At 76.2% G+C, this 21,175-nt stretch carries 18 protein-coding genes; 11 read left to right on the forward strand and 7 right to left on the reverse strand.

Features of this window, described 5'->3' with window-relative positions; genetic code table 11:
• Positions 1-11 precede the first annotated feature (11 nt).
• The 5 genes from ABD343_RS33630 to ABD343_RS33650 all read left to right on the forward strand — a co-directional run bounded on the left by ABD343_RS33630 (position 12) and on the right by ABD343_RS33650 (position 4,973).
• Positions 12-1,382, forward strand: a complete 1,371-nt coding sequence (locus ABD343_RS33630) for an FAD-dependent oxidoreductase (protein ID WP_344533738.1) — start codon at positions 12-14, stop codon at positions 1,380-1,382.
• Positions 1,372-1,914 carry a GNAT family N-acetyltransferase gene (locus tag ABD343_RS33635; RefSeq protein WP_425578335.1) on the forward strand — a complete coding sequence of 181 codons (543 nt, stop codon included), beginning with the start codon at positions 1,372-1,374 and terminating at the stop codon, positions 1,912-1,914. The genes ABD343_RS33630 and ABD343_RS33635 overlap by 11 nt, the downstream gene beginning before the upstream one ends.
• Positions 1,911-2,579, forward strand: coding sequence for a class I SAM-dependent methyltransferase (locus tag ABD343_RS33640; RefSeq protein WP_344533739.1), 669 nt, complete (start codon positions 1,911-1,913; stop codon positions 2,577-2,579). The genes ABD343_RS33635 and ABD343_RS33640 overlap by 4 nt, the downstream gene beginning before the upstream one ends.
• A gap of 192 nt (positions 2,580-2,771) precedes the next feature.
• A complete protein-coding gene (locus tag ABD343_RS33645) occupies positions 2,772-3,899 on the forward strand; it encodes an alpha/beta hydrolase family protein (RefSeq protein WP_344533740.1) in 1,128 nt (375 codons plus the stop codon).
• A 99-nt stretch (positions 3,900-3,998) separates the two neighbouring features.
• Entirely contained in the window at positions 3,999-4,973 is a 975-nt protein-coding gene (locus ABD343_RS33650; protein WP_344533742.1) for an ion transporter, read from the forward strand.
• Here the strand turns inward: ABD343_RS33650 and ABD343_RS33655 are convergent.
• Positions 4,915-5,751 carry a (2Fe-2S)-binding protein gene (locus ABD343_RS33655; RefSeq protein ID WP_344533743.1) on the reverse strand — a complete coding sequence of 279 codons (837 nt, stop codon included), beginning with the start codon at positions 5,749-5,751 and terminating at the stop codon, positions 4,915-4,917. The genes ABD343_RS33650 and ABD343_RS33655 overlap by 59 nt on opposite strands.
• Before the next feature lie 273 nt (positions 5,752-6,024).
• Here ABD343_RS33655 and ABD343_RS33660 point away from each other — a divergent pair, with 273 nt between their 5' ends.
• Genes ABD343_RS33660 through ABD343_RS33675 form a run of 4 tightly spaced genes read left to right on the forward strand, consistent with a single transcriptional unit; the run spans position 6,025 to position 11,976 of the window.
• A complete protein-coding gene (locus ABD343_RS33660; protein WP_344533744.1) occupies positions 6,025-7,218 on the forward strand; it encodes an ATP-grasp domain-containing protein in 1,194 nt (397 codons plus the stop codon).
• Entirely contained in the window at positions 7,215-9,014 is a 1,800-nt protein-coding gene (locus ABD343_RS33665; RefSeq protein ID WP_344533745.1) for an IucA/IucC family protein, read from the forward strand. Before ABD343_RS33660 ends, ABD343_RS33665 begins: the two co-directional genes overlap by 4 nt.
• The gene (locus ABD343_RS33670; RefSeq protein WP_344533746.1) at positions 9,005-10,774 is read left to right on the forward strand and encodes an IucA/IucC family protein; all 1,770 of its coding nucleotides are present in this window, start codon (positions 9,005-9,007) and stop codon (positions 10,772-10,774) included. Before ABD343_RS33665 ends, ABD343_RS33670 begins: the two co-directional genes overlap by 10 nt.
• Entirely contained in the window at positions 10,771-11,976 is a 1,206-nt protein-coding gene (locus ABD343_RS33675; RefSeq protein WP_344533747.1) for a type III PLP-dependent enzyme, read from the forward strand. Before ABD343_RS33670 ends, ABD343_RS33675 begins: the two co-directional genes overlap by 4 nt.
• Before the next feature lie 9 nt (positions 11,977-11,985).
• Here ABD343_RS33675 and ABD343_RS33680 read toward each other — a convergent pair whose 3' ends face one another.
• From ABD343_RS33680 to ABD343_RS33690, 3 genes are all read right to left on the reverse strand, one after another.
• Positions 11,986-12,222 (reverse strand): hypothetical protein, encoded by a 237-nt coding sequence (locus ABD343_RS33680; protein WP_344533749.1) that lies wholly within the window; start codon positions 12,220-12,222, stop codon positions 11,986-11,988.
• A 118-nt stretch (positions 12,223-12,340) separates the two neighbouring features.
• Positions 12,341-13,003 (reverse strand): response regulator, encoded by a 663-nt coding sequence (locus ABD343_RS33685; RefSeq protein ID WP_344533750.1) that lies wholly within the window; start codon positions 13,001-13,003, stop codon positions 12,341-12,343.
• Positions 13,000-14,145, reverse strand: coding sequence for a sensor histidine kinase (locus ABD343_RS33690; protein WP_344533752.1), 1,146 nt, complete (start codon positions 14,143-14,145; stop codon positions 13,000-13,002). The genes ABD343_RS33685 and ABD343_RS33690 overlap by 4 nt, the downstream gene beginning before the upstream one ends.
• 230 nt (positions 14,146-14,375) lie before the next feature.
• Here ABD343_RS33690 and ABD343_RS33695 point away from each other — a divergent pair, with 230 nt between their 5' ends.
• On the forward strand, positions 14,376-14,939 hold the full coding sequence (locus ABD343_RS33695; protein WP_344533753.1) for a DUF6223 family protein: 564 nt from the start codon (positions 14,376-14,378) through the stop codon (positions 14,937-14,939).
• Here the strand turns inward: ABD343_RS33695 and ABD343_RS33700 are convergent.
• From ABD343_RS33700 to ABD343_RS33710, 3 genes are read right to left on the reverse strand one after another with little or no spacing between them, the layout of a single operon-like run.
• The gene (locus ABD343_RS33700) at positions 14,825-18,079 is read right to left on the reverse strand and encodes a hypothetical protein (RefSeq protein ID WP_344533755.1); all 3,255 of its coding nucleotides are present in this window, start codon (positions 18,077-18,079) and stop codon (positions 14,825-14,827) included. The two genes, ABD343_RS33695 and ABD343_RS33700, sit on opposite strands and share 115 nt — an antisense overlap.
• Positions 18,076-18,951 (reverse strand): trypsin-like peptidase domain-containing protein, encoded by an 876-nt coding sequence (locus ABD343_RS33705; RefSeq protein WP_344533757.1) that lies wholly within the window; start codon positions 18,949-18,951, stop codon positions 18,076-18,078. The genes ABD343_RS33700 and ABD343_RS33705 overlap by 4 nt, the downstream gene beginning before the upstream one ends.
• Positions 18,948-19,337: a CU044_2847 family protein gene (locus tag ABD343_RS33710; protein ID WP_344533758.1), complete on the reverse strand. Its 390-nt coding sequence runs from the start codon at positions 19,335-19,337 to the stop codon at positions 18,948-18,950. Before ABD343_RS33710 ends, ABD343_RS33705 begins: the two co-directional genes overlap by 4 nt.
• Before the next feature lie 159 nt (positions 19,338-19,496).
• Here ABD343_RS33710 and ABD343_RS33715 point away from each other — a divergent pair, with 159 nt between their 5' ends.
• Complete coding sequence (locus tag ABD343_RS33715) at positions 19,497-21,134, forward strand: MFS transporter (RefSeq protein ID WP_344533759.1); 1,638 nt, start codon at positions 19,497-19,499, stop codon at positions 21,132-21,134.
• Positions 21,135-21,175 lie beyond the last annotated feature (41 nt).

A 21,175-nucleotide genomic window follows, 5' to 3' on the forward strand; every position in this document is an offset into this window, starting at 1 on the left:
GAGGGTCTCCCATGTCGTCCACGCCCGAGCAGCAGCGCTCCGCGCTTCCCGTCGCCGTGATCGGAGCCGGGCCCGTCGGCCTGGCCGCCGCCGCGTCCCTGCGGGAACGCGGCATCGAACCGCTGGTCCTGGAGGCCGGTCCGGGCGCGGGCACGGCCGTGCGGGAATGGGGGCACGTGCGGCTCTTCTCCACCTGGGACGAGGTGATCGCCCCCGCCGCCGAGAAGCTCCTCGCCCCGACCGGCTGGCAGCGGCCCGAGGGGCGGACGTACCCCACCGGCGCCGACTGGGCCGACCGGTACCTCCAGCCGCTCGCCGACGCCCTCGGCGGCGAGCGGGTGCGCTACGGCGTCCGTGTCACCGGCGTCGCCCGCGCCGGGCGCGACCGGATCGTGGACGCCGGGCGCGAGGAGCAGCCCTTCGTCCTCCACCTGGCCACCGCCGAGGGCACGGAGGAGCGTGTCCTCGCCCGCGCCGTCCTGGACGCCTCCGGCACCTGGTCCACCCCGGGCCCGCTGGGCGGCGACGGCCTCCCGGCCCCGGGCGAGCGGACGGCGGCCGACCGGATCTCCTACCGCGTCCCGGACCTGAACGACCCGGCTGTACGGGCCCGTTACGCGGGTCGGCGCACCGCCGTCGTCGGCTCCGGCGCCTCCGCCTTCACCGTGCTGGCGGCGCTCGCCGACCTCGCCCGGGACGAACCCGGCACGCACGCCGCGTGGGTGCTGCGGCGCGGCATCGGCAGCGACACCTTCGGCGGCGGCGAGGCCGACCAGTTGCCCGCGCGCGGCGCGCTCGGGCTGCGCGCCAAGGCCGCCGTCGAGGCCGGGCACGCCACCGCCACCACCGGCTTCCGCACCGAGGCCGTCGAGCGCGACGGCGACCGGCTCGTCCTGGTCGCCGAGGACGGCCGCCGCCTCGGACCCGTGGACGAGATCATCGCGCTCACCGGCCTCCGCCCCGACCTGTCCTTCCTGGACGAGCTGCGCCTCGGCCTCGACGCGCGCCTCCAGGCCCCGGTCGCCGTCGCCCCGCTCATCGACCCCAACGTCCACTCCTGCGGCACCGTCTACCCGCACGGTGCGAAGGAGCTGGCCCACCCCGAGCCGGACGTCTATCTGCTCGGCATGAAGAGCTACGGCCGCGCGCCCACGTTCCTCGCCGCGACCGGGTACGAGCAGGCCCGGTCCGTCGCCGCCGCCCTCGACGGGGACCACGAGGCCGCCGCCCGCGTCGAGCTGATCCTCGCCGAGACCGGGGTGTGCGGCGGCTCCGGCCTCTACGACGAGCCCGAGGCCGGGCCGGGCGGCGAAGCCGGCGGCGGGGGCTGCTGCGGGGCGCCGGGGCCGCAGGCCATTAGTCTCACCGGGCATGAGCGCTGACGAGACCTCAGGAGTGGACGTCCGCCCCGCGGGCGAGGAGGACCTCGCGGGGTTCCTCACGCTGGCGGGGCAGGTCGAGCACTGGTTCGGCCCGATGGTGGACGAGCCCGGCTTCCACGAGGCCGTACGGGCGCACATCCGCCGGTCCACCGCGCTCGTCGCGCACGGCCGCCCCGCGGACGGGCGGCAACCGCTGGGCGGACTGCTCTTCGACGCCGGGCCTCCCACGTACCACGTGGACTGGCTCGTCGTCGCGGAGACCGGACGCGGGCGGGGCGTCGGCCGGGCGCTGCTGGGCGAGGCGGTCCGGCGGTTCGTACGGCAGCCCGGCAGCATCGAGGTCGTCACCTTCGGGGCCGACCACCCGGGCGCCGTCGCCAGCGGCGCGCGCCGCTTCTACGAGCGCCTCGGCTTCGCCCCGGCCGAGCCCGCCGCCCCCGGCCCGGAGGGCGGTTCGCGCCAGGTCTACCGCCGGGCCGTCGATGCCGCCGTACCCGTGAGCGAGGCCTGGCGCTACGGTCGTGCCCCGTGACAGACGACCTGACTCGCACCTCCGAGACCCCGACCGCCCTCCGCGCGACGGCCGACGCCTACGACGCCGTCGCCACCCTCTACGCCGACCTCGCCCGCGACGCGCTCGACGGGCTCCCCCTGGACCGCGCCGTGCTCGCCGCGTTCGCGGACTCCGTACGTGACGCCGGGGGCGGGCCCGTGGCGGAGCTGGGGTGCGGGCCCGGGCAGACGACCGCGCATCTGCGGGGCCTGGGCCTGGACGCGTTCGGCGTCGATCTGTCCCCGGTGATGATCGGGCTGGCCCGCGAGGCGTACCCCGAACTGCGCTTCGAGGTCGGCTCGATGGACGCGCTGGACCTGCCCGACGGCACGCTGAGCGGCGTCCTGTCCTGGTACTCGGTCATCCACGCGGCGCCCGAGGACATTCCGGGGTACGTGGCGGAGTTCCGCCGCGTCCTGGCCCCGGGCGGCCATCTGCTGCTCGCCTTCTTCGAGTCGGAGGGCGGCCCGGTGACCCCGTTCGACCACAAGGTGACGACGGCGTACCGCTGGCCCGTGGACGAGATGGCCGGAATCGCGCGCGAGGCCGGGTTCGTGGAGATCGGCCGCATGCTGCGCGAGCCCGGCGAGGACGAGCGGTTCCGGCGCGGCCACCTGCTCCTGCGGCTGGCTCCGCAGGGGTAACCCGGGGGCGTTACGGGCGCCTCCGGATCCGGTTCTCCAGGGTGTCGGCCGCGCCGCGTCCGCTCCCTAGCGTGAGTGCCCCGGGCCACGGCGGGCCGACCGCCGTGGCCGGAGCGCGAGCGCGAGGAGACGCCGATGAGGAGAAGAAGCAGGGGCAGGGGCAGAGGCGGGGGCAGGGGGAGGGCGTGGGCCGTGACGGCCGCCGCGCTCGCGATGGCGGGGAGCCTGTGCGTCCCTTCCGCGCGGGCCGGAGCCGACGAGGGCGAGCGGCCCGGACCGGCCCCCGCCCGGCTCGCCGAGCCCGGCGGGCCGCACGCGGTGGGCCGGTCCACGCTGCACCTGGTGGACCGGGACCGCGCCGATCCCTGGGTGCCGGACGAGCGCCGGGAGCTGATGGTCTCGGTCTGGTACCCGGCGCGGAAGCCGTCCGGGAGGCCCGCCGGAAAGCCCGCGCCGTACATGACGGCCGCGGAGTCCCGGATGTACCTCCAGGCGAACGAGGTCCCGCTGCCGCCGGAGACGCTGAGCCGCGTCCGTACCCACGCGACCGTGGACCCGCCCCCGAAGGGCAGCCGCGCGGGGCGTCCCGTGGTGCTGCTCTCCCCGGGGTACGGCATGCCGCGCGCTACGCTCACCGGGCTCGCGGAGGAACTGGCCAGCCGCGGATACGTCGTCGCCGGGGTCGGGCACAACCATGAGGCCGAGGGCATCACCTTCCCCGACGGGCACACCACCGGCTGCGCGATGTGCGACGACCCCGACCCGTACGCGAAGACCGGGGACACGCGCGCCGCCGACATGTCCCTCGTCCTGGACGCGCTCGCCGACGGCGCCCCCGGGTGGCGCCACCCCGGCCTGGCCGACACCGACCGCGTGGCGATGGCCGGCCACTCGGCCGGGGGCTTCAGCACGATTCCGGCCATGCTGGCGGACCCCCGGATCAAGGCCGGGGTCAACATGGACGGCAACTTCCGCTATCCCAACGACGTACCGCTGAACCGCCCGATGCTGATGCTGGGGCAGACCGGCCATGTGCCCGGCGACCCCGGCGACCCGTCCTGGGACGAGACCTGGGGCGAACTGACCGGCTGGAAGCGGTGGCTGAGCGTCGACGGCACGGAGCACGGCTCCTTCACCGACAACGCGCCGCTGGGCGAGCAGGTCGGGCTTCCGATGCAGGACCTCGACGGCGACCGCTGCGACGCGCTCACCCGCGCCTACGTGACGGCCTTCGCCGACCGCCACCTGCGCGACCGGAACCCGCCCCTCCTGAACGGCCCTTCACCCCACTACCCGGAGGTGCGGTTCCACCGGCCGTAGCCGGACGGATGACGGCGCTTCACCGGGCCGACCAGGCATCTTCTACACTCCTGTAGGTTTTCGCCGTCGGCCCGTCCGTCCCTCGCGCCAGGAAGCACGATGCCCGAACCCGCCGCCCCCGTACCGCCGTTACGCGCGCCGCGCCGCCGCCCCTCACCGCTCGCCGAGCGCTGCCGGGGAATCACCGAGTCGGGCTGGTTCGGCGTGCTCGCGTTCGGGCTCATCCTGGGCAACGCGCTGCTGCTCGGCGTCGAGACCTACGCGGAGGCACGGGGCCGCTGGCACGGCGAGCTGAAGGCCGTCGAGCACCTGTTCCTGGCGGCCTTCACCGCCGAGATCGCGCTGCGCCTCGCGGCCTGCGCGGACCGGCCCAGGGAGTTCTTCCGCGACCCGTGGAACGTCTTCGACCTCGGTGTGGTCCTCGTCGCCTACCTGCCGTTCGCCCGCGAGAACGCCACCGTGCTGCGCCTGTTGCGGCTCGCGCGGGTGCTGCGCGCGGCCCGGTTCCTGCCGCAGTTGCGCATCGTGCTCGTCGCCGTCGGCAAGAGCCTGCCCGGGACGCTGAGCTTCCTGCTCGTCGGCGCGCTGCTGCTGTACGTCTACGCGATGGTGGGCTGGGTCTTCTTCGCCGAGGAGGACCCCGGGCACTTCGGCTCGCTGGGGCGCGCCGGGCTCACGCTCTTCCTGCTGATGACGCTGGACGGGCTCGGCGACGCGGTCCGAACGGGCCTGGAGATCTCCCGCTGGAGCATCGTCTACTTCGCCTCGTACGTCCTGCTCAGCTCCTTCGTCCTGGTCAACCTGCTCATCGGCGTCGTCATCAACTCCCTCGACGAGGCACGGGAGGCCGACCGGGGCGACCGGGGCGACCGGGCCGAGAACCGGGGCGACCGTGACGGCCGGGGCGATCGTGACGAGGTTCCGGGCGCGGATGTCCGGGCCCGGATCGACGCCGCGCGCCGCGCCCTGGACGCGCTGGAGGACGATCTCGCGGCGGCCTCCGCCTCCGCCGCCGTCAGTCCTCGTCCTCCAGCCTCCGCAGACGCTCCGTGTCGCACGTGCGGGGGCAGGTGACGCACGCCTCGGCGGCGGCGAGCGTGTAGTACATGCAGCAGCCGAGGCGGGTGCGGGTGAGGTGGGCGCGGTCGCGCGTGCCCGGGAGGTCGCGGAAGGCGGCGCCGCCGGGGAACGGCGGTACGGGGGAGGGGAGGACGCGCGTCGCCTCCTCCGCGGCGTGCCGCTCCCGGCCGAGGACGCGGCCGACGTGCCAGATCGCGGAGACCAGGTCGTCGGAGGCCATGCCCCACAGGGCGCGCGAGCGCCGCCGTACACGCGGGGCGACGGCTGTGAGCAGGGGGCGCACATGGTCGGCGACGGCGGAACGCAGCTCCGCGCGCAGCGCCTCCTCGTGGGCCACGACGCGGGCGCCGGGCGCGGCGGCCGCCGGGTCGTCGGGGAGGCAGGCGAAGTCCGTGCCGGGGGCGATCTCGAAGACGTCCGCCGCGGGGTCGAGGTCGAGGGCGACCTCGTGCGGGGCGAGGCGCGGGACGCGCCGTTCCAGGTACCAGGGGCCGGCGATCAGCAGGCCGACGGACCAGAGGTAGGTGTGCAGGGTGCGGGAGGCCGCGACGTCGAGGCGGGGCTCGTGCCCGTGGCGGTTCCGGATGCGGGCGGCCTCGGCCTCGATCCAGGCGTCCAGGGCGTCCTCGTCGCGGGCCAGGGCCGCGCCGTCCGGGCGTCCTTCGGGGTGCGCGGGGACGAGCCGCGCGTCGAGCGCCTCGCAGGTGGCGATGATCCGCCCGTACGTGCGGGGGAGGGGTGTGGCGAGGGCGGGTGCGGGGGCCGTGGTCATCGGCGGTCTTCCCCGTGGCGCGCGCGGGGCGCTGAGGCGCGTGGCACTGCGACTCCAAAGGATCAAGTCGGTAAGGTGAGGCTTACCTTAACCCCCTGGGGTGGATGCTCGCGCACGCGGGTATGTCGGCGTGTTCCGGGGCGAGTTGAGGAGTTAGGTTTACCTAACTTAAGCTGCCGCCGCTGCCGTGACCAGGGTGATCGCTCCGGGCCCGGGAGGTCACCCCTGTCGCCGCCGCGCCCTCACCCCTCGACCCGGAAGGGGCCGCCGCCCATGCGGTTGTACCTGCTCGCCCTCAAGCCCACCGACTCGGTGACCGAGGGCTTCCTGCCCGCCGCCGCGCGCCTCGGCCTCGCCGTCACCCTGCTCACCGACCGGCCCGGGGACCACCGCCACGCCGCCCGGCAGGCCGAGGTCCTGGAGTGCGACGTCCGCGACTTCCGCGCCGTCATCAGCCGTATCGCCACGCACCGCGCGCCCGACGCCGTCTTCACCAACAGCGACCACCTCCAGACCCAGGCCGCCCTCGCCGCCGACTACTTCGGGCTCCCCGGCAAGCCCTGGCAGGCCGCGCTGCGCGCCAAGGACAAGGCGCAGATGCGCCGCCACCTCGCCGCGACCGGCGCCGACACCGTCACGGCCGCCGAGCTGACCCCCGGCCAGGACCCCGCCGCGCTCGCCCGCTCCGGCGTCCCGTACCCGTGCGTCGTCAAGCCCCGCGAGGGCGTGGCCAGCGAGGACGTGGTGCTGGCCGAGGGGCCGGAGGAACTGGTGGCGCGCTGCGCGGAGATCCGGGCCCGGCGGCCCGGCGAGGCGCTGGTGGCCGAGGAGTATCTGCCCGGAGAGCTGCGCACCCTGGAGACCCTCGGCGACGGCCGGATCCGCCACGTCCTGGGCGGCTTCCGCACCGAACTGTCCCCGCCGCCGCACTTCGTCGAGGAGCGGATGACGTTCGTACGGGCACACCCCGGGCCCGTCACCGGCCAGGTGCTCGCGCAGCTCGACGCGCTCGGCGTCGGCTTCGGCGCGGCCCACACCGAGTTCGTGGTCGACGGGCGCGGCCGGGCCCGCCTCGTCGAGGTCAACTACCGCGCCATCGGCGACCAGTGCGACCTGCTCCTCGCCGGGCTCCTCGGCATCCCCCTGTTCGAGCACATCCTCCGCACCCACCTGGGCGAGCCCCTGCCGACCGATCTCGGCGCCCGGACCGACGGCGCCGCCCGCCTGGAGTACCCCTGCGCCGACCGTGCCGGGACGCTGACCGCCGCGCCCGAGGCGGCGGACCTGGACGTGGACGGCGTACGGCTGGCCTACCGCCCGCTGCGCGCGCTCGGCGAACGGCACGCGCTGTACCGCACGAACCGCGACTTCCTCGGCGTCGTCCGCGCCACCGGCACCGACCAGACGGCCGTCGACCGGGCCGTGGCCCGCTTCCTCGCCGCACACCGCTGGGAGGTCACCCCGTGAGCCCGTACGCCTACGCCCGGACCGGCCGGGTCCCCGCCGGGCAGGAACTGCTGCTGCGCGTGCTGGACGCGCTGCTGCGCGAGGACGTCGCGGGCCTGCGCTCCCGCTCCGTACCCGTCGAGCGCGAGGACGGCCGCTGGCTGCGCCTCCCCACGTCCGCCGACGGGGACGCGCTGCTGCTGCCGGTCCGGGAGGACGGGTTCCAGTGCGCGTACGCGGCCCGCGCGCCCTTCCTCGTCGCGCGGCAGGGCGCGGAGGAGCTGCGGCTGACCTCGTACGGCGTCGTGCTCGCCGCCCTCAGGGCCCTCGCGGACCCCGCCGACCGGCCCGGCTTCGACGCCTTCGCCGAGGAGTGCCGCGAGGACCTCGCCGCCCGGCGCCTCCACGCCCGTACGCGGAACGAGGTGGCCGCCCGGCTCCGCGAGCGCTACGGCGCCGACCCCGCACGCTGGACCGGCCCCGCCGGAGGGCTCGCCCTCGACACCCTCGCCGCCCGCCACGACCACCCCGTCTACCCCACAGGGCGCGGGCGCGCGGGGCTCGGCGAGGCCGAACTCCGCGCCTACGCCCCCGAGTTCCACCCGCGCTTCGCGCTGCGCTGGCTCGCCGTGCCCCGCGAGGCGCTCACCGTGGCGGGCGGCACGGAGGCCCTGCCCGAGTTCTGGCCGGCGCCCGGTGTGCTGGGGCTGCCGGAGCTGGCCGCGAGCCATCTCGCCCTGCCCGTCCACCCGCTCACCGTCGGCGCCCCGCTGCGGGAGGCGCTGCGCGCCACCGGCCTCCAGGACCGGGCCGTGCTCGCCGGACGCCCGTACCTGGAGGTCGTACCCACCCTGTCCATGCGGACCGTCGCCGTCGCCGACGCGCCCGGCCTCCACCTCAAACTGCCGCTCGCCACCGCCACGCTGGGCCTGCGCAACCGGCGGACGATCAAGCCGGGCACGCTCGCCGACGGCGCCGTCTGCCAGCGGCTCCTGGAGGCCGTGACCGCCCGCGAGCCCCGTTTCCGGAACACGGTGCTGCACGCGGACGAGACCGTGTACGCGCACGCCGGACACGAACTCCTCGCCGTCCTGTGCCGCCGCCTCCCGCCGGGCCTCGACGGCGCGGTCGTCACGCCGCTGGCCGCGCTGCTGAGCGAGGCGCCGGACGGCGGGCCGGTGATCGGCCACCTCGCCGACCGCTTCCACGGCGGCGAACCCGTCGCCCTCCTCGACGCCTTCCTCACCCCGCTCCTCGACTGGCAGACCACGCTGCTCGGCCACGGCATCGCGCTGGAGTCGCACCAGCAGAACGTCTCCCTCGTCCTGGACCGGGAAGGCGCCTCGCGCGGGACGCGGCTGCGCCTGCTGTTCAAGGACGACGACGGGCCGCGCCTGAACGCCGCGCGCGTACGCGCCTCGCTGGGGGACGCGGCGCCGGACCCGGCCGCGTTCGCCGACGCCCGGATCCTCGCGGAGGACGACGGACCGGTCCTCGACCTGTTCACCACCATCACCCTCCACCTCTGCGCCGTCGCCCCGGCGTTCGCGCTCGCCCGGCACGGCCGGGCCCCGCTGCCGGAGCTGCTCGGGCTGATACGCGCGCGGCTCGGCGAGGCCGCCGACCGGCTCGGCACGGGCCCGGGGGAGCCGGGCGCGCTGCTGCGCTCCCGCGTCCTGGACGCGCCGGAACTGCCGGTCAAGGCCATGGTCACCGCCGGGACGCTGCTCACGAAGGAGCGTTCGGGGGCGGCCGACGTCAACAAGCACTACACCACAGGCCCGAACTACCTCCGCTGGAGCCGTCGATGCCCCTGACCGATGCGGTCGGTTCCCGTTCTCTCTCCGTCACCGCCGAGGACGCCGTCGCGCACACCCTCCTCAACTGCCTGCTCCGCGAGGTCTGCGGCCCCGAACACCTGACCGCCGTCCACGGGGACCATCTGCTGCTGCGGCTGCCCCGCCGGGGCGTCCCGCTCCGCGTCGCCCTGCGCCGTACGTCGCTGCTCGGCGCCCACCGCTTCACCGGGCCCGTCCAGGAAAGGGGCCGCGACGGCCGCTGGACGGAGGCCGGCTGGCGGCGGCTCGGCGCGTACGTACGGGACGAGCTGTCGCTCCGTACGGGCGTGCGCAACGAGGAGTTCCTGGGCCAGATCGCCTCCAGCCACCAGGCCGTCGCCGCCGCGCTCGCCGTCCGCGCGGAGCGAACCGGGCTCGGGCCCGGGCCCGCGCCGTCCGGCCCGGCGGACACCTACCTCGCCTCCGAGCAGTCCCTGCTCTTCGGCCACCGCTTCCACCCCACGCCGAAGGCCCGGACGGGCGACCCCGGCACCTGGCAGGCCTACGCGCCGGAGACCGGGGCCTCCTTTCCGCTGCGCCATCTCGCCGTCCGCGCGCACCTGCTCGCGGGGGAGAGCGCCCACCCGGGCGCGGACGCCGCCCTCGACCGGCTCCGCCCCGGCTCCGTCCCCGCCTCCGCCCCCGGGCTCCCGGACGGCTACCGGCTGCTGCCCGCGCACCCCTGGCAGTACGAGATGCTGCGCGGGCACCCCGCGCTGCGCGCGGCCCTCGCGCGGGGCGACGTGCTCGACCTCGGGCCCGGCGGACGCCCGTTCGCCGCCACCGCCTCCGTCCGCACGCTCTACGACGGCGACACGTTCCTCAAGTTCAGCCTCAACGTGCGCCTCACCAACTGCCTGCGGAAGAACGCCCGTTACGAACTGTCCGGCGCCGTCGCCCTCACCCGCCTGCTGGAGCCGGTCCTCGACGGCCTCGCCGCCCGCTTCCCCGGCAGCGCCATGCTCCGCGAGCCCGCCTACCGCTCCCTCGCCCTCCCGGGCCCCGACGGGACGCCCCGCACGGAACTGCTCGAAGGGTTCGGGGTCATCGTCCGCGAAGGGCTGGCCGCGCGGCTGCTGCCCGGCACCACCCCGCTGCTCGCCGCCGCCGTCGCCGACGAGTACCCGACGGGCCCCGCGCACATCTCCTGCCTCCTGCGCGGCGCGGGCCCCGGGACGGCGCTCGCCTGGTGGTCCGCGTATCTGCGGCTGCTCGTCCCGCCCGTGCTGGCCGCCTACTTCGACCACGGGCTGGTCCTGGAGCCGCACCTCCAGAACGTCCTGGTCTGCGTCGACGACGACGGCATGCCCGCGCAGGTCGTCTTCCGCGACCTGGAGGGCACCAAGCTCCTCCCCGGCCACCACGCCGAGGCCCTCGCCGCGCTGCCCGCCGACGTCGCGGGCCCCCTGACGTACGACGCGGGGCGCGGCTGGGACCGGGTCGTCTACTGCCTGCTGGTCAACCACGTCGCGGAGCTGCTCGCGGCCCTCGCCGACCTGCACCCGGAGACCGAGCGCGCGCTGTGGGCCGAGGTCCGCGCCACGCTGCGCGCGTACGGCGAACGCCACGGCTGCCCCGCCCGCCTCGCCGCCCTCCTCGCGGGAGCGCCCCTGCCCGCGAAGGCCAACCTGCTCACCCGCTGGGCCCGCAGGGCCGACCGCGAGGCCGCCTACGTCCGCCTCCCCAGCCCCCTCGCGGAGGATCCGCCGCCCGTCCCCGGCACCCGGAGGCCACGATGACCGCGCCGACCTTGGCCGTACGCGAGCGCGTACTGTCCCTGCCCGCCGCCGAACTCCCCGCGTACGTCTATGACCTGGCGGCACTCCGCGCCCACGCCGCCCGCGTACGTGCCGCGCTGCCCGCCGGTGTCGAGCTGTACTACGCCGCGAAAGCCAACCCGGAGCCCGGGCTGCTGACCGCGCTCGCGCCGTACGTCGAGGGGTACGAGGTCTCCTCGGGCGGCGAACTCGCCCACGTCCCCCGGGCCGTGCCGGGCCGCCCGCTGGCCTTCGGCGGGCCCGGGAAGACCCCGGCGGAGACCGCCGCGGCGCTGGCGGCGGGCGTGGACCGCTTCCACGTCGAGAGCCTCCACGAGGTGCGGGTGCTCGCGGAGCTGGCGCGCCGGGCGGGCACGCGCGCGGCCGTGCTGCTCCGCGTCAACCTGCCGCTGCCCGCCGAACGCCTGGCGGGCAGCTCCCTCGCGATGGGCGGCGGGCCCACCCCGTTCGGCCTCGACCCGGCCGACGTCGACACAGCCGTACGGCTCCTCACCGACGGCTCGGCCCCGCACCTCGAACTGCGCGGCGTCCACGCCCACCTGGCCAGCGGGCTCGACGCCCCCGCACAGGCCGCCGTCGCCGGGACCGTCGTCACCTGGGCGGCCGGACTGGCAGCCCGGCACCGGGTGCGGCTCGCCGAGGTGACCGTCGGCGGCGGCATGGCCGTGGACTACGCGGCGCCGGACACGCGCTTCGACTGGGCCGCCTACGGCAAGGAGCTGGGCCGACTCGCCGAGGCCCACCCGGAGTTCACGCTCAGGATCGAGCCGGGGCGCGCGCTCACCGCGTACTGCGGCTGGTACGCGACCGAGGTGCTGGACGTGAAGCGGAGCCACGGGGAGGAGTTCGCCGTCGTCCGCGGCGGCACGCACCACCTGCGGACCCCGGCGACGAAGGCCCACGACCAGCCCTGCGCGCTCCTCCCCGTGGACGACTGGCCGCACCCCTGGCCCCGCCCCGCCGCCACCGGCGAACGCCTCACGCTCACCGGCCAGTTGTGCACCCCGAAGGACGTCCTGGCGCGCGGCGTCCCGGCCCCGGGACTGCGCGCGGGCGACCGCGTGGCGTTCTGCCTCGCGGGCGCGTACGCGTGGAACATCTCGCACCACGACTTCCTCATGCACCCCCGGCCGGGCTTCCACTTCCTGGACCGACCGCTGTAGGGCGCCGGTTCAGAGCCGCCAGAGGCCCGGGTCGCGTCCCCGGAGCCCGCTCACCCCGGCCGCCGAGCCGTGGGAACGGAACGCGCGTGCCGTGAGGCGCGCGTCGCGCATGCCCCGCGTCGCGGCGGCCTCGATCCGCCGCGCCTCGGGCGCAGGTGCGGCCGCGGCCCGCCGCCGCTCGCGCCGCGCCAGCACGGCAACCGCGAGCGCGATCACCAGGAGCACGGCCCCCACCGTCGCCGGCATGGTCACCACCCGCTCTCGTCGTGCCCCGAGGATAGGCGCGCCCGGCGCGCCGGGACACGGCCCCGCCCGGCAGCGTGGCGGGGCCCGCTCCTGCCGAGGGGCGGCAACCCCCGGGCCGTCACCGGTCGCGCGGTGCCACCAGCCCCGACTCGTAGGCGAGGACGACGAGTTGGGCGCGGTCGCGGGCGTGGAGCTTGGCCATGGCGCGGTTGACGTGGGTCTTGGCGGTGAGGGAGGTGATCACCATCTGCCGCGCGATCTCGTCGTTCGACAGCCCCCGCGCGACCAGCGCGACGGCCTCGCGCTCGCGGTTCGTCAGCTCTTCGAGGCCCGGCACCTCGTCGGCCGGGAGCGGCTGGGCGACGTACCGGTCGATCAGCCTGCGGGTGACCGACGGGGCGAGCAGCGCCTCGCCGCGCGCGGCGACGCGCACGCCGTGCAGCAGGTCCTCCGGCAGGATCGTCTTCACGAGGAAACCGGCGGCGCCCGCGCGCAGCGCGTGGAAGACGTACTCGTCGAAGCCGTAGTTGGTCAGGATGACGACGTGCACCCCCGCGAGCGCCGGGTCGGCGGCGATGCGCCGGGTCGCCTCGATGCCGTCCACGACGGGCATCCGGATGTCCACCAGCGCGATGTCGGGCAGGTGCCGCCGCGCCAGCTCCAGGCCCTCCTGCCCGTCGCCCGCCTCGGCGACGACCTCGATGTCGTCCTCCAGGTCGAGGAGCGCGCGGAATCCGCTGCGCAGCAGCGGCTGGTCGTCGACCAGCAGGACCCGGATCACGGAGTACGGTCCACGGGGAGTTCGGCCCGGACGCGGAACCCGCCCCCGTCGCGCGGCCCGGCGTCCAGCCGCCCGCCCAGCGCGGTCACGCGCTCGCGCATCCCGGCGAGCCCGACACCGGGCGTCGGCGCCCCGCGCGCGCCGCCGCCGGAGCCCGGCCCCTTGCCGTCGTCGTCCACGCGTATCGCGAGGGCGTCGGCGCCGCAGTCGATCCGTACCCGGGCCGTACGCGCCCCCGCGTGCCGGGCGGCGTTCGTCAGCGCCTCCTGGACGATCCGGTAGACGGTCCGGTCCACCGCCGCCGGTACGTCGTCGTGCCGTCCCTCCATCGTCAACGTCGCCTCCAGGCCGATGGCCCGTGCCCGCTCCACCAGTTCCGGCACGTCGCCGAGGCCGCGCGGCGGGGCCGTGTCGTCGTCGCGCAGCGCCCCCAGGGTCGCGTGCAGTTCCCGCGCGGCCTCGCGCCCGGCCTCCTGGATCGCCAGCAGCGCCTCGGGCACCGTCTCGCCGCGCTTGCGGGCCACATGGACGGCGACCTCCGCCTGCACCTTGACGATCGAGATCTGGTGGGTCAGGGAGTCGTGCAACTCCCGCGCGATGCGCAGCCGTTCCTCGTCGGCGCGGCGCCGCGCGGTCTCCTCCCGGGTGCGCTCGGCCTCGTCCGCGCGCCGCTCGGCCTGCCGCAGCGCCTCGCCCGCCGCGCCCGCCGCGATCAGCCAGGCGATCTCCAGGGCGTCCCGCGCCCGCGCGAACGCCTCGCCCCCGTCGTGCGTCCCCGAGACCAGCGCGGCGACGGGCAGGGCCGCCAGCATCAGCACGCTCGCCGCTGCCGTGAGGGCCCGGTGCCCCGCCCGTACGGCCGCGTACACCGCGAACAGGAAGGCGACGGCGGGCACTTCGGCGCCCGCCGCCTCCGAGCCCGCCGCGCACAGCCCCGTCACGGCCAGCACGGGCACCGGGGCCCGGCGCCGCGCGACGAGGGCCAGGCCGCCGACGGCAAGCAGCGCGAGGGCGAGGGGAGCCGGGTGCGGGCCGGAGTGCCGCCCGGACACGACGGTCACCAGCAGCGCCGCCGTCACCCCGGCCGCTATCGCCCAGTCCCCGGCGGCGGGCAACCGCCCGACGTCCCCTCCTCCGCCCATGCGGGCACCCTAGCCGCGCGCCGCCCCGGGCGGGTCCCGCCCGGGAACGAGCGGACGACTACCGCGCACGCGGTACGCCCCGCGCTTCTGCGGCGCCCACGGCAGCCGGGTGCCGCGCGGGCGGCAGCGCGAAGTGACCGCGTCCGCCGGACGACCGGCGGCCCGCGCGGCGCCACCATCGACGGCATCCGCGCCTCGTCGGTGAGGCGCGCGAACGTGAGGAGAACGCGATGAGGCCGACTGTCCCGCTCCCACCCGTCCGGCACGTCCTCGCCGCGACCGGCGCCCTGCTCGCCGCGACGGCCGCGCTCGCGGCACCGGCCGCGGCGCACCCCGCCGTCCAGCCGAGCGCGGCGGCGGCCACGTCCCTGAGCGCGGGACGGCTCGGCGCCTCGACGGCCGCCGTGCTGGGGCTGATCGGCGTCGCCGCCGCCGTCCTGGCCCTCGCCCGCCCCGAGGGACGTTTCGGCGAGGGCTCGGGCTCCGGACGTCTCGGCGCCGTCGTGGCCCTGACGACGGGCGCGACCGCCCTCGCCCTCGGCACCCTCGTGACGGCCACCGCCGACGGCGGCCTCGGCACGGGCAACGGCCTGGGTGGCGCGGTCGTGGCGATGGTGGTGGGCGCGGGCGCGGTGGCGCTCGGCTGCCCGGCCCTGTCCCGCGCGCGGCGGCGCGGACGTCAGCCGGGTCCCGCCCGCGACCTGCGCGGCGGCACGGCGGGCACGTCCGGCTCCGGGGCGGGCGGCGTCAGGAGGCGGGCGCGCTCCTCCGCGAAGCCGGGGTCGGAGCGGTAGTCGCCGTGGCCCAGGATCGGGCGGGGGAGGGGGTGTTCGAGCGTACGGCCGTACGCGAGGGGGTCGCGGAGCGGCGGCCTGTCGATCTCGGCGCCGGGGACGCCCATCGGACCGCCGACCGGGTCCGTGAACCGCCACAGATTGCGCCAGTTCTCGACCCGGCGGTGGACCGTGGCCAGGGCGTCGGGGCCGAGGAAGGCGGGGAACCAGCGGGCGTAGATCCGCTCAAGGGGCGAGCCGTAGGTCAGCAGCGAAACACGGGACCGGGTCTCCCCGTCGAGCTGGAACAGCGCGGCCACGGCGAGGACGCTGCCCTGCGAGTGGCCGGAGACCAGCAACCGCCCCTGGGGGCCCATGCGCCGGGCCCAGGTCGCCATCCGCCAGGTGAGGTCGGGCACGGCGCGCTCCGCGTAGCACGGCGGCGCGAAGGGGTGCGCGGCGCGCGGCCAGAAGGTGCCCACGTCCCAGAGGATGCCGAGGGTGCTGACGGAGGCGGGGTCGCGGTAGGCGATACGGCCCCGGTTGAGGAAGAGGACGAAGCCGAGCGCGATCAGCCAGGAGCCCAGGGTCCGCGCCGTCGTGAAGGGGGCGTCCAGGTCGCCCGGGGAGTCCTGGGTGAGCTGCGCGCCCACCACCGCCGCGCACATCAGCAGGAAGAACGTCGCCAGGACCGTCGCCAGCAGCCAGGGCACCGTGTCCAGGAGGCTCGCGCGCACCATCGCCCGGGTGATGAGGCGGGACCGCGCGGGGTCCGGCGCCGACTCGGGGTAGAGCGTGGGGACCTCGGCCTTGAGGCGGCGGGCCCGCTGCCGGAGGATCACGATCACGGCGCACTGGACGAGGAGGACCACCACCAGCAGTACCGGAACGATGGCTACCGGCGAGACCAGTTGGGGCGCGGGCCCGGGCAGCGGAAGTCCCTTCCCGCCGAACGCGCCCCGCCCGAAGAGCCAGTCCGTGATGCCTTGCGCGGCACCCGCCGCCAGCGTCATCGCGAGCCCGCACGCGAGCATGGCGGCGGCAGCGGGCGCGAGCCCGCGCAGCGCGGCGCGGGGGGCGGCACCCCGCCGGTGGAGCACGGCGCCGACGACGGCGAGCGCGAGGACGCACACGCCCTGGACCAGGGCGAGCATCCCGAAGGCCTCGCCCCCGGGCAGCCTGCCCGACGACTCCCAGCCGGGGCGCGGCCAGAGGGTGTACGTGGCGGCCAGCAGCAGCGTGAGCAGGGCGAGCAGCGACAGGGCGCGCACGACCGCCCTGTCGATCCTCGTATCGAGCAGTGCGGCGCTGTGCCCTCTGCGGGCCACCACGTAGAGCGCCATCGTCACGCAGAGCGTGGCCGGTACGAGGACCAGCCGGCCGAGTGTCTCCAGCCAGACGCCGGTGTCCGGCGCCTCCCGGTCGTACCGGCGGGGCGCCGCGACGAGGAATTCCGCGATGACGGCCACCCCCAGCGCGGTGTGCGCGGCCCGCAGCCGGGCGATCAGACGCGCCGTGTACCAGAAGCCGGGCCGGGCGAGCGGCAGCGGAACGTCGTCCTCGTCCGGATCCCGGTCCATGAACGTGGGCGGCGGCTTGTTCTCGTACGCCTGCCAGGTGCGCTGGGCCAGCCACCACACGAGCAGCAGCAGCCCCGCCGGCACCAGCGCGGCCACCGTCAGCCGCGTGCCTGGCCTGCTCCACCAGCCCCCGGCACCGTCGGGCCCCGCCGCCAGGAAGGCCAGCCAGGAGCGGTCCTTCGCGCACGCGGGCGTCCCCGCGCACTGCCACGCGACGACGTCCATCGCGACCGCGCAGACGGCGGCGACGGTCAGCGCGGTGAGGCTGAGCGCCAGCAGCCGCACCAGAACGCCGTGCAGCCGTACCGTGCGCCGAAAGCCGCGTGCGGCGGGGCGCGTCCAGTGCGCGAGATTGATGAGGGTGAACGGCAGCAGGATCAGCCACAGGGTGCGGCTGCGGCTTCCGGTCACGGCGTTGGACCAGGTGTACGCCTCGGAGACGGATCGAGGCCCCTCGTCCCCGCGCTCCTCGGCGTCCACGTCCTCCGTGCGCCGGAAGAGCCCGGCGGTCGTGTCGCCCTGCGTCTGCTCGATACGGGTGTCGCCGAGCATCTCCGCCGGGTCGGTGTCCACGACGCCGTGGACGATGAGTTCCAGGGAGAGGACACGCAACGGCTCGGGCGACGGCTCGGGTTCGGGTCCGGGCTCGGCTTCGCGCTCGGGCTCGGGCTCGGGCTCGGCTTCCGCCCGTACGTCTGCCCGTACGTCCGCGCGTACGGGCGCCCATTCCTCCGTGCGGGCCAGCGCCTCCCGCACCGCGTGGGTCTGCGGGTGCCGGGCGCCGAGCGTGACGGAGGCGCGTTGCGCGGCCACGGCCAGTACGTGCGCGAGGCGTTCCGCGCTCCAGGCGTCCCCGTCGCGCACCGCGATCTCGTGCCGGGCGGAGGCCATCGTCACCAACGCTGCGAGCGCGCGCGGGTGTTCGTCGCCCCACGCGTCGATCAGCCGCCCGCACACGGACTCCAGCTCGACCGCCAGCTCGCGCGCGGCGCCCTCTTCGCCCTCGGCCCCCGCCGCCTGAAAGAGGACGGAGACGGAGCGCATCCGTATCTCCAGCCGCTCGCGCGGGTCCGGTACGGCCGAGAGGTGACGCGCGGCCGTGCGCGCGTGCGTGGCCGCCGCCGCCCAGCGCTGCTGCCGTGCGGCCAGGACGCCGAACAGTGCGTGTATCCGCGCGCGTTCGCGGCCGTCGCGCGCGTGCGGGAGGCCGAAGCGCAGCGCGGCGCGCGCGGCCCCGTTCCGCCCTGCCTCGGCCAGGAGGACGGCCACCCGGGTGTGCACGGCACCGCGTACGTCCCGCGGCACCCCGCCCGTCATGACGCGTTCCTCGGCCTCGTCCAGCGCCCTCGCGTGGGACCGCGTACGCCCCGACTCCCGCAGCAGCGCCACCAGATACGCGAACCGTCCGGCACCCTCCGGGGTGTCGAGCAGCGCCGGGTGGCCGAGCACGTCGGCGAGCACCGGGTCGTCCGGGTCGGAGAGCAGCGCGAGGGCCTGCCCGTCGCCGCGTACGGCCGCTTCGGCGGCCTCGACGGCCATCGCCCAGGGCGGGGCGCCGTCGCCTCCGTGGGGCCCGGTCACGAGCCGCTGCCCCCGGAGCCGTCGCGGACGCCGTCGGCGAGCCGCTTCAGGGCACGGCCGCGGGTCTTCTCGGCCTCCGCGGCCGTGATGAGGCCGCTCTCCTCCCACTGGCGCAGGGAGGTGAGGAGGTCGGCGACGCCGCTCAGCGCGGACGCGTGCCCGGACGGCGGGGAGCCGGCGGCGGGGCGTTCCGGGTCCGGGGCCGGGTCGGTGACGACGGCGCGGAGATGGCCGACGGCGAACTGCGGGAAGCGCTCGACGGCGTGGCGCACGGTCGCGGCGAAGAGCACGTTGCTGCCCTGGGCCGGGTCGAGCCGGTTGAGCTTCTCCTCCAGCAGGATCCCGACGACGGGCCCCGCCTCGTCCTCCGTCCTGGTCTCGACGGGGCCGCCCGAGTACCCGGCGAAGCTGCCGAGCGCCTGCTCCACCCGGAGCTGCAGCGCCGGGACCACGCCGCCCGCGAGGCAGCGGTGGTCGACGGGCGCGTGGGTGACGGTGCCGCTGAGGCGGGTGCCCGCGTCCTCGTTCGGCGGGACGTAGCGGCAGTTCCAGCGGACGTCGGCGCGGGGCGCGTCCGTCGCGGGGGCCTGGGGGAGCGTCGCGGCGTACGCGTGGGCGTTCCGCACGGCGATCAGGGCGAGGTCCGCCTCCTCGACCGCGTCGCACACCCGGCCGGACACGCTCTGTCCGTCGGCCAGTTCGAGCCGCAGGAGCGCCTGGTCCGAGGGGAGGCTCCGCAGGCAGTGGAGCGCGGTGAGGACGAAGCCCCGCGTGAGGAGGAACCCGGCGCCGAGATAGCGGTCGCCCTCGTGGATGTGCACCCAGTAGTCGGCACCGTCCCCGTCACCGTTCGCGTCCCCGTCCCCTTTCACGGTGTCCCGTCCGGCGACGGGCCGGAGGGGGCACCGGGACCGCCGGTGTCCCGTTCCACCGTGAGGGTGATCTCGAACGAGGCCTCCGCCGACGCCTTGGAGAGGATCACCCCCGCCTCCGCGGCGAGCGTCAGCCCGAACGTGATCTCCATGGTGCGCACCGACCACCCGTCGTGGCGCGGCACTTCGGCCACCGACCGCTGGGCGATCTCCGATGCCTGGACGATCGCCGCCCGCACGTCCTCGGACCGCTCGCTCAGCGCGGCCGAGGCCCGGGGCCGCGCACCGATCTGCCGCGCCCCGCGCGCGTCCAGATCGACGGTCTCAACTCGCACCGACGGGAGGCCGGTTATGTCCTCGCGGGACTCGTCGTCTCTCTCGAACACACCGCGCACGGTAGCGCGGAACGCGCCCCTCGTGAGCCTGACCTGCCTGCCCCGTAACCCTTTTGACGGACTGTCACGACCAGCGGCGCTGCGTATACGTTGAGTGAGGGCGGTGGTCCCGCCCGGACCTCTGCGGACGAACAAGGGCCGTGACCCCTCATGACGACCGACCGTGCAGAGCCGCGCGTGCGCGTGCCGCGCTGGGTCGCGGCGGGTGCCGTGCTCGTCGGGCTCTTCCTGCTGAGCATGGACGCGACCCTCCTCAACGTGGCCGTGCCCGAGCTGCAGCGCGATCTGGACCCGACCATGGCCGAGGTGCAGTGGGTCATCGACGGGTTTCCGCTGGTGCTCGCCACCGCGGTGCTGCCCTGCGGCGCCGTGGCCGACCGCTTCGGGCGGCGCCGGTGCTTCGTCACCGGCGTCCTGCTGTGCGGCGCGACCTCCGCGATCGGCGCCACCGCCACCGGGCCCGGCCCCGTGATCGCCGCCCGCTGCCTGATGGGTGCCGGCGCGGCGGTCGTGCTGCCCGCGACGCTGTCGGTGCTCACCACCCTGTACCGGGAACGGGAAGCGAGGCGGCGGGCCTATCTGGCGTGGACCGTGGTCGTCGGCGCGGGCGGCCTCGCGGGCCCCGTCGTGGGCGGCGCCCTGGTCGAGGCGTACTCCTGGCGCGCCGGGTTCTGGATCAACCTCCCGGTCGCCGCGCTGGCCGCGGCGGCCGTATGGGCGTGCGTGCCCGAGTCCCGCGCGGCGGGCGCGCCGCGCGTCGACGCCGTCGGCTGTCTGCTCTCCGCCGGAGGGCTGCTGGCCCTGGTGTGGGCGGTGATCGAGAGCCCGTCGCGCGGCTGGCTGAGCACGCCGGTGCTGTGCGCGTACGCGCTGGCCGCCCTGCTGCTCGCCGCGTTCTGGCGACAACAGGGCCGCGCCGCCGCGCCGTTGCTCGACCGCGGGGTGCGGGACGACACGGGGGTGCGCTGCGCGGTCGCGGCGGGCGCCGTGATGTGCCTCGCCGTCTTCGGGACGCTCTTCCTCATCAGCCTCTACCTCCAGGGCCTGCTGGGCTGCACGCCCTGGGAGGCGGGCGTACGGACGCTGCCGATGACGGCGGGCATGCTGCCGGGCGCGGGGGCGGCGCTGCTCCTGCTGAGGCGGGCGCCGCTGAGCGCCGTCCCCGCCGCCGGGCTCGCGCTCGTCGCCGCGGGACTGCTGCTGCTCGGCAGGGTCGGCCCGGACACGGGGTACGCGCTCGTCGCCGCCGTGCAGGTGCTGTGCGGCGCGGGCGCCGGGCTCGTCGCGACGGTCGTCAACGAGATGATCCTCGGCGCCGTGGGCGAGCACCGCTCCGGCGTCGGCTCGGCCCTGCACGACGCCTCCCGCGAGGTGGGCTCTGCGCTGGGCATCGCCGCGCTGGGCTCGCTGACGACGACCGCCTTCGAACGGCACCTCACCGACGCCGCGGGCGGCGCCGCCCCGGCCCCCGGGGAGCAGGGCGCCGCCGGGACCCTGCACGCGCTCACCCACCTCGCCGAACTGCCCCCGGGCGTACGGGCCGTGGTCGAGGACTCCTTCACGCACGCCCTCTCCGTGACCGCCCACGTCACGGCCGCGCTCGTGGCGCTGACGGCCGCCGCCACCTGGTGGGCGCTCCGCGCGCCCGCCGCGCCCACCCGCTCCCCGGCGGTCCGGGAAGCACAGGAAATCCAGGAAGCACAGGAAGTCCAGGAAGTCCAGGAAGTCCAGGAAGTACGGGAAGTACGGGAAGTACGGGAAGTACGGGAAGTACGGGAATCCCAGTAACTCCCCGGCACAGAAAGGCACTCAGGCACGTGGATGTGAAG

It is taken from the genome of Streptomyces albiaxialis (assembly GCF_039530985.1).
GTDB lineage: Bacteria > Actinomycetota > Actinomycetes > Streptomycetales > Streptomycetaceae > Streptomyces > Streptomyces albiaxialis.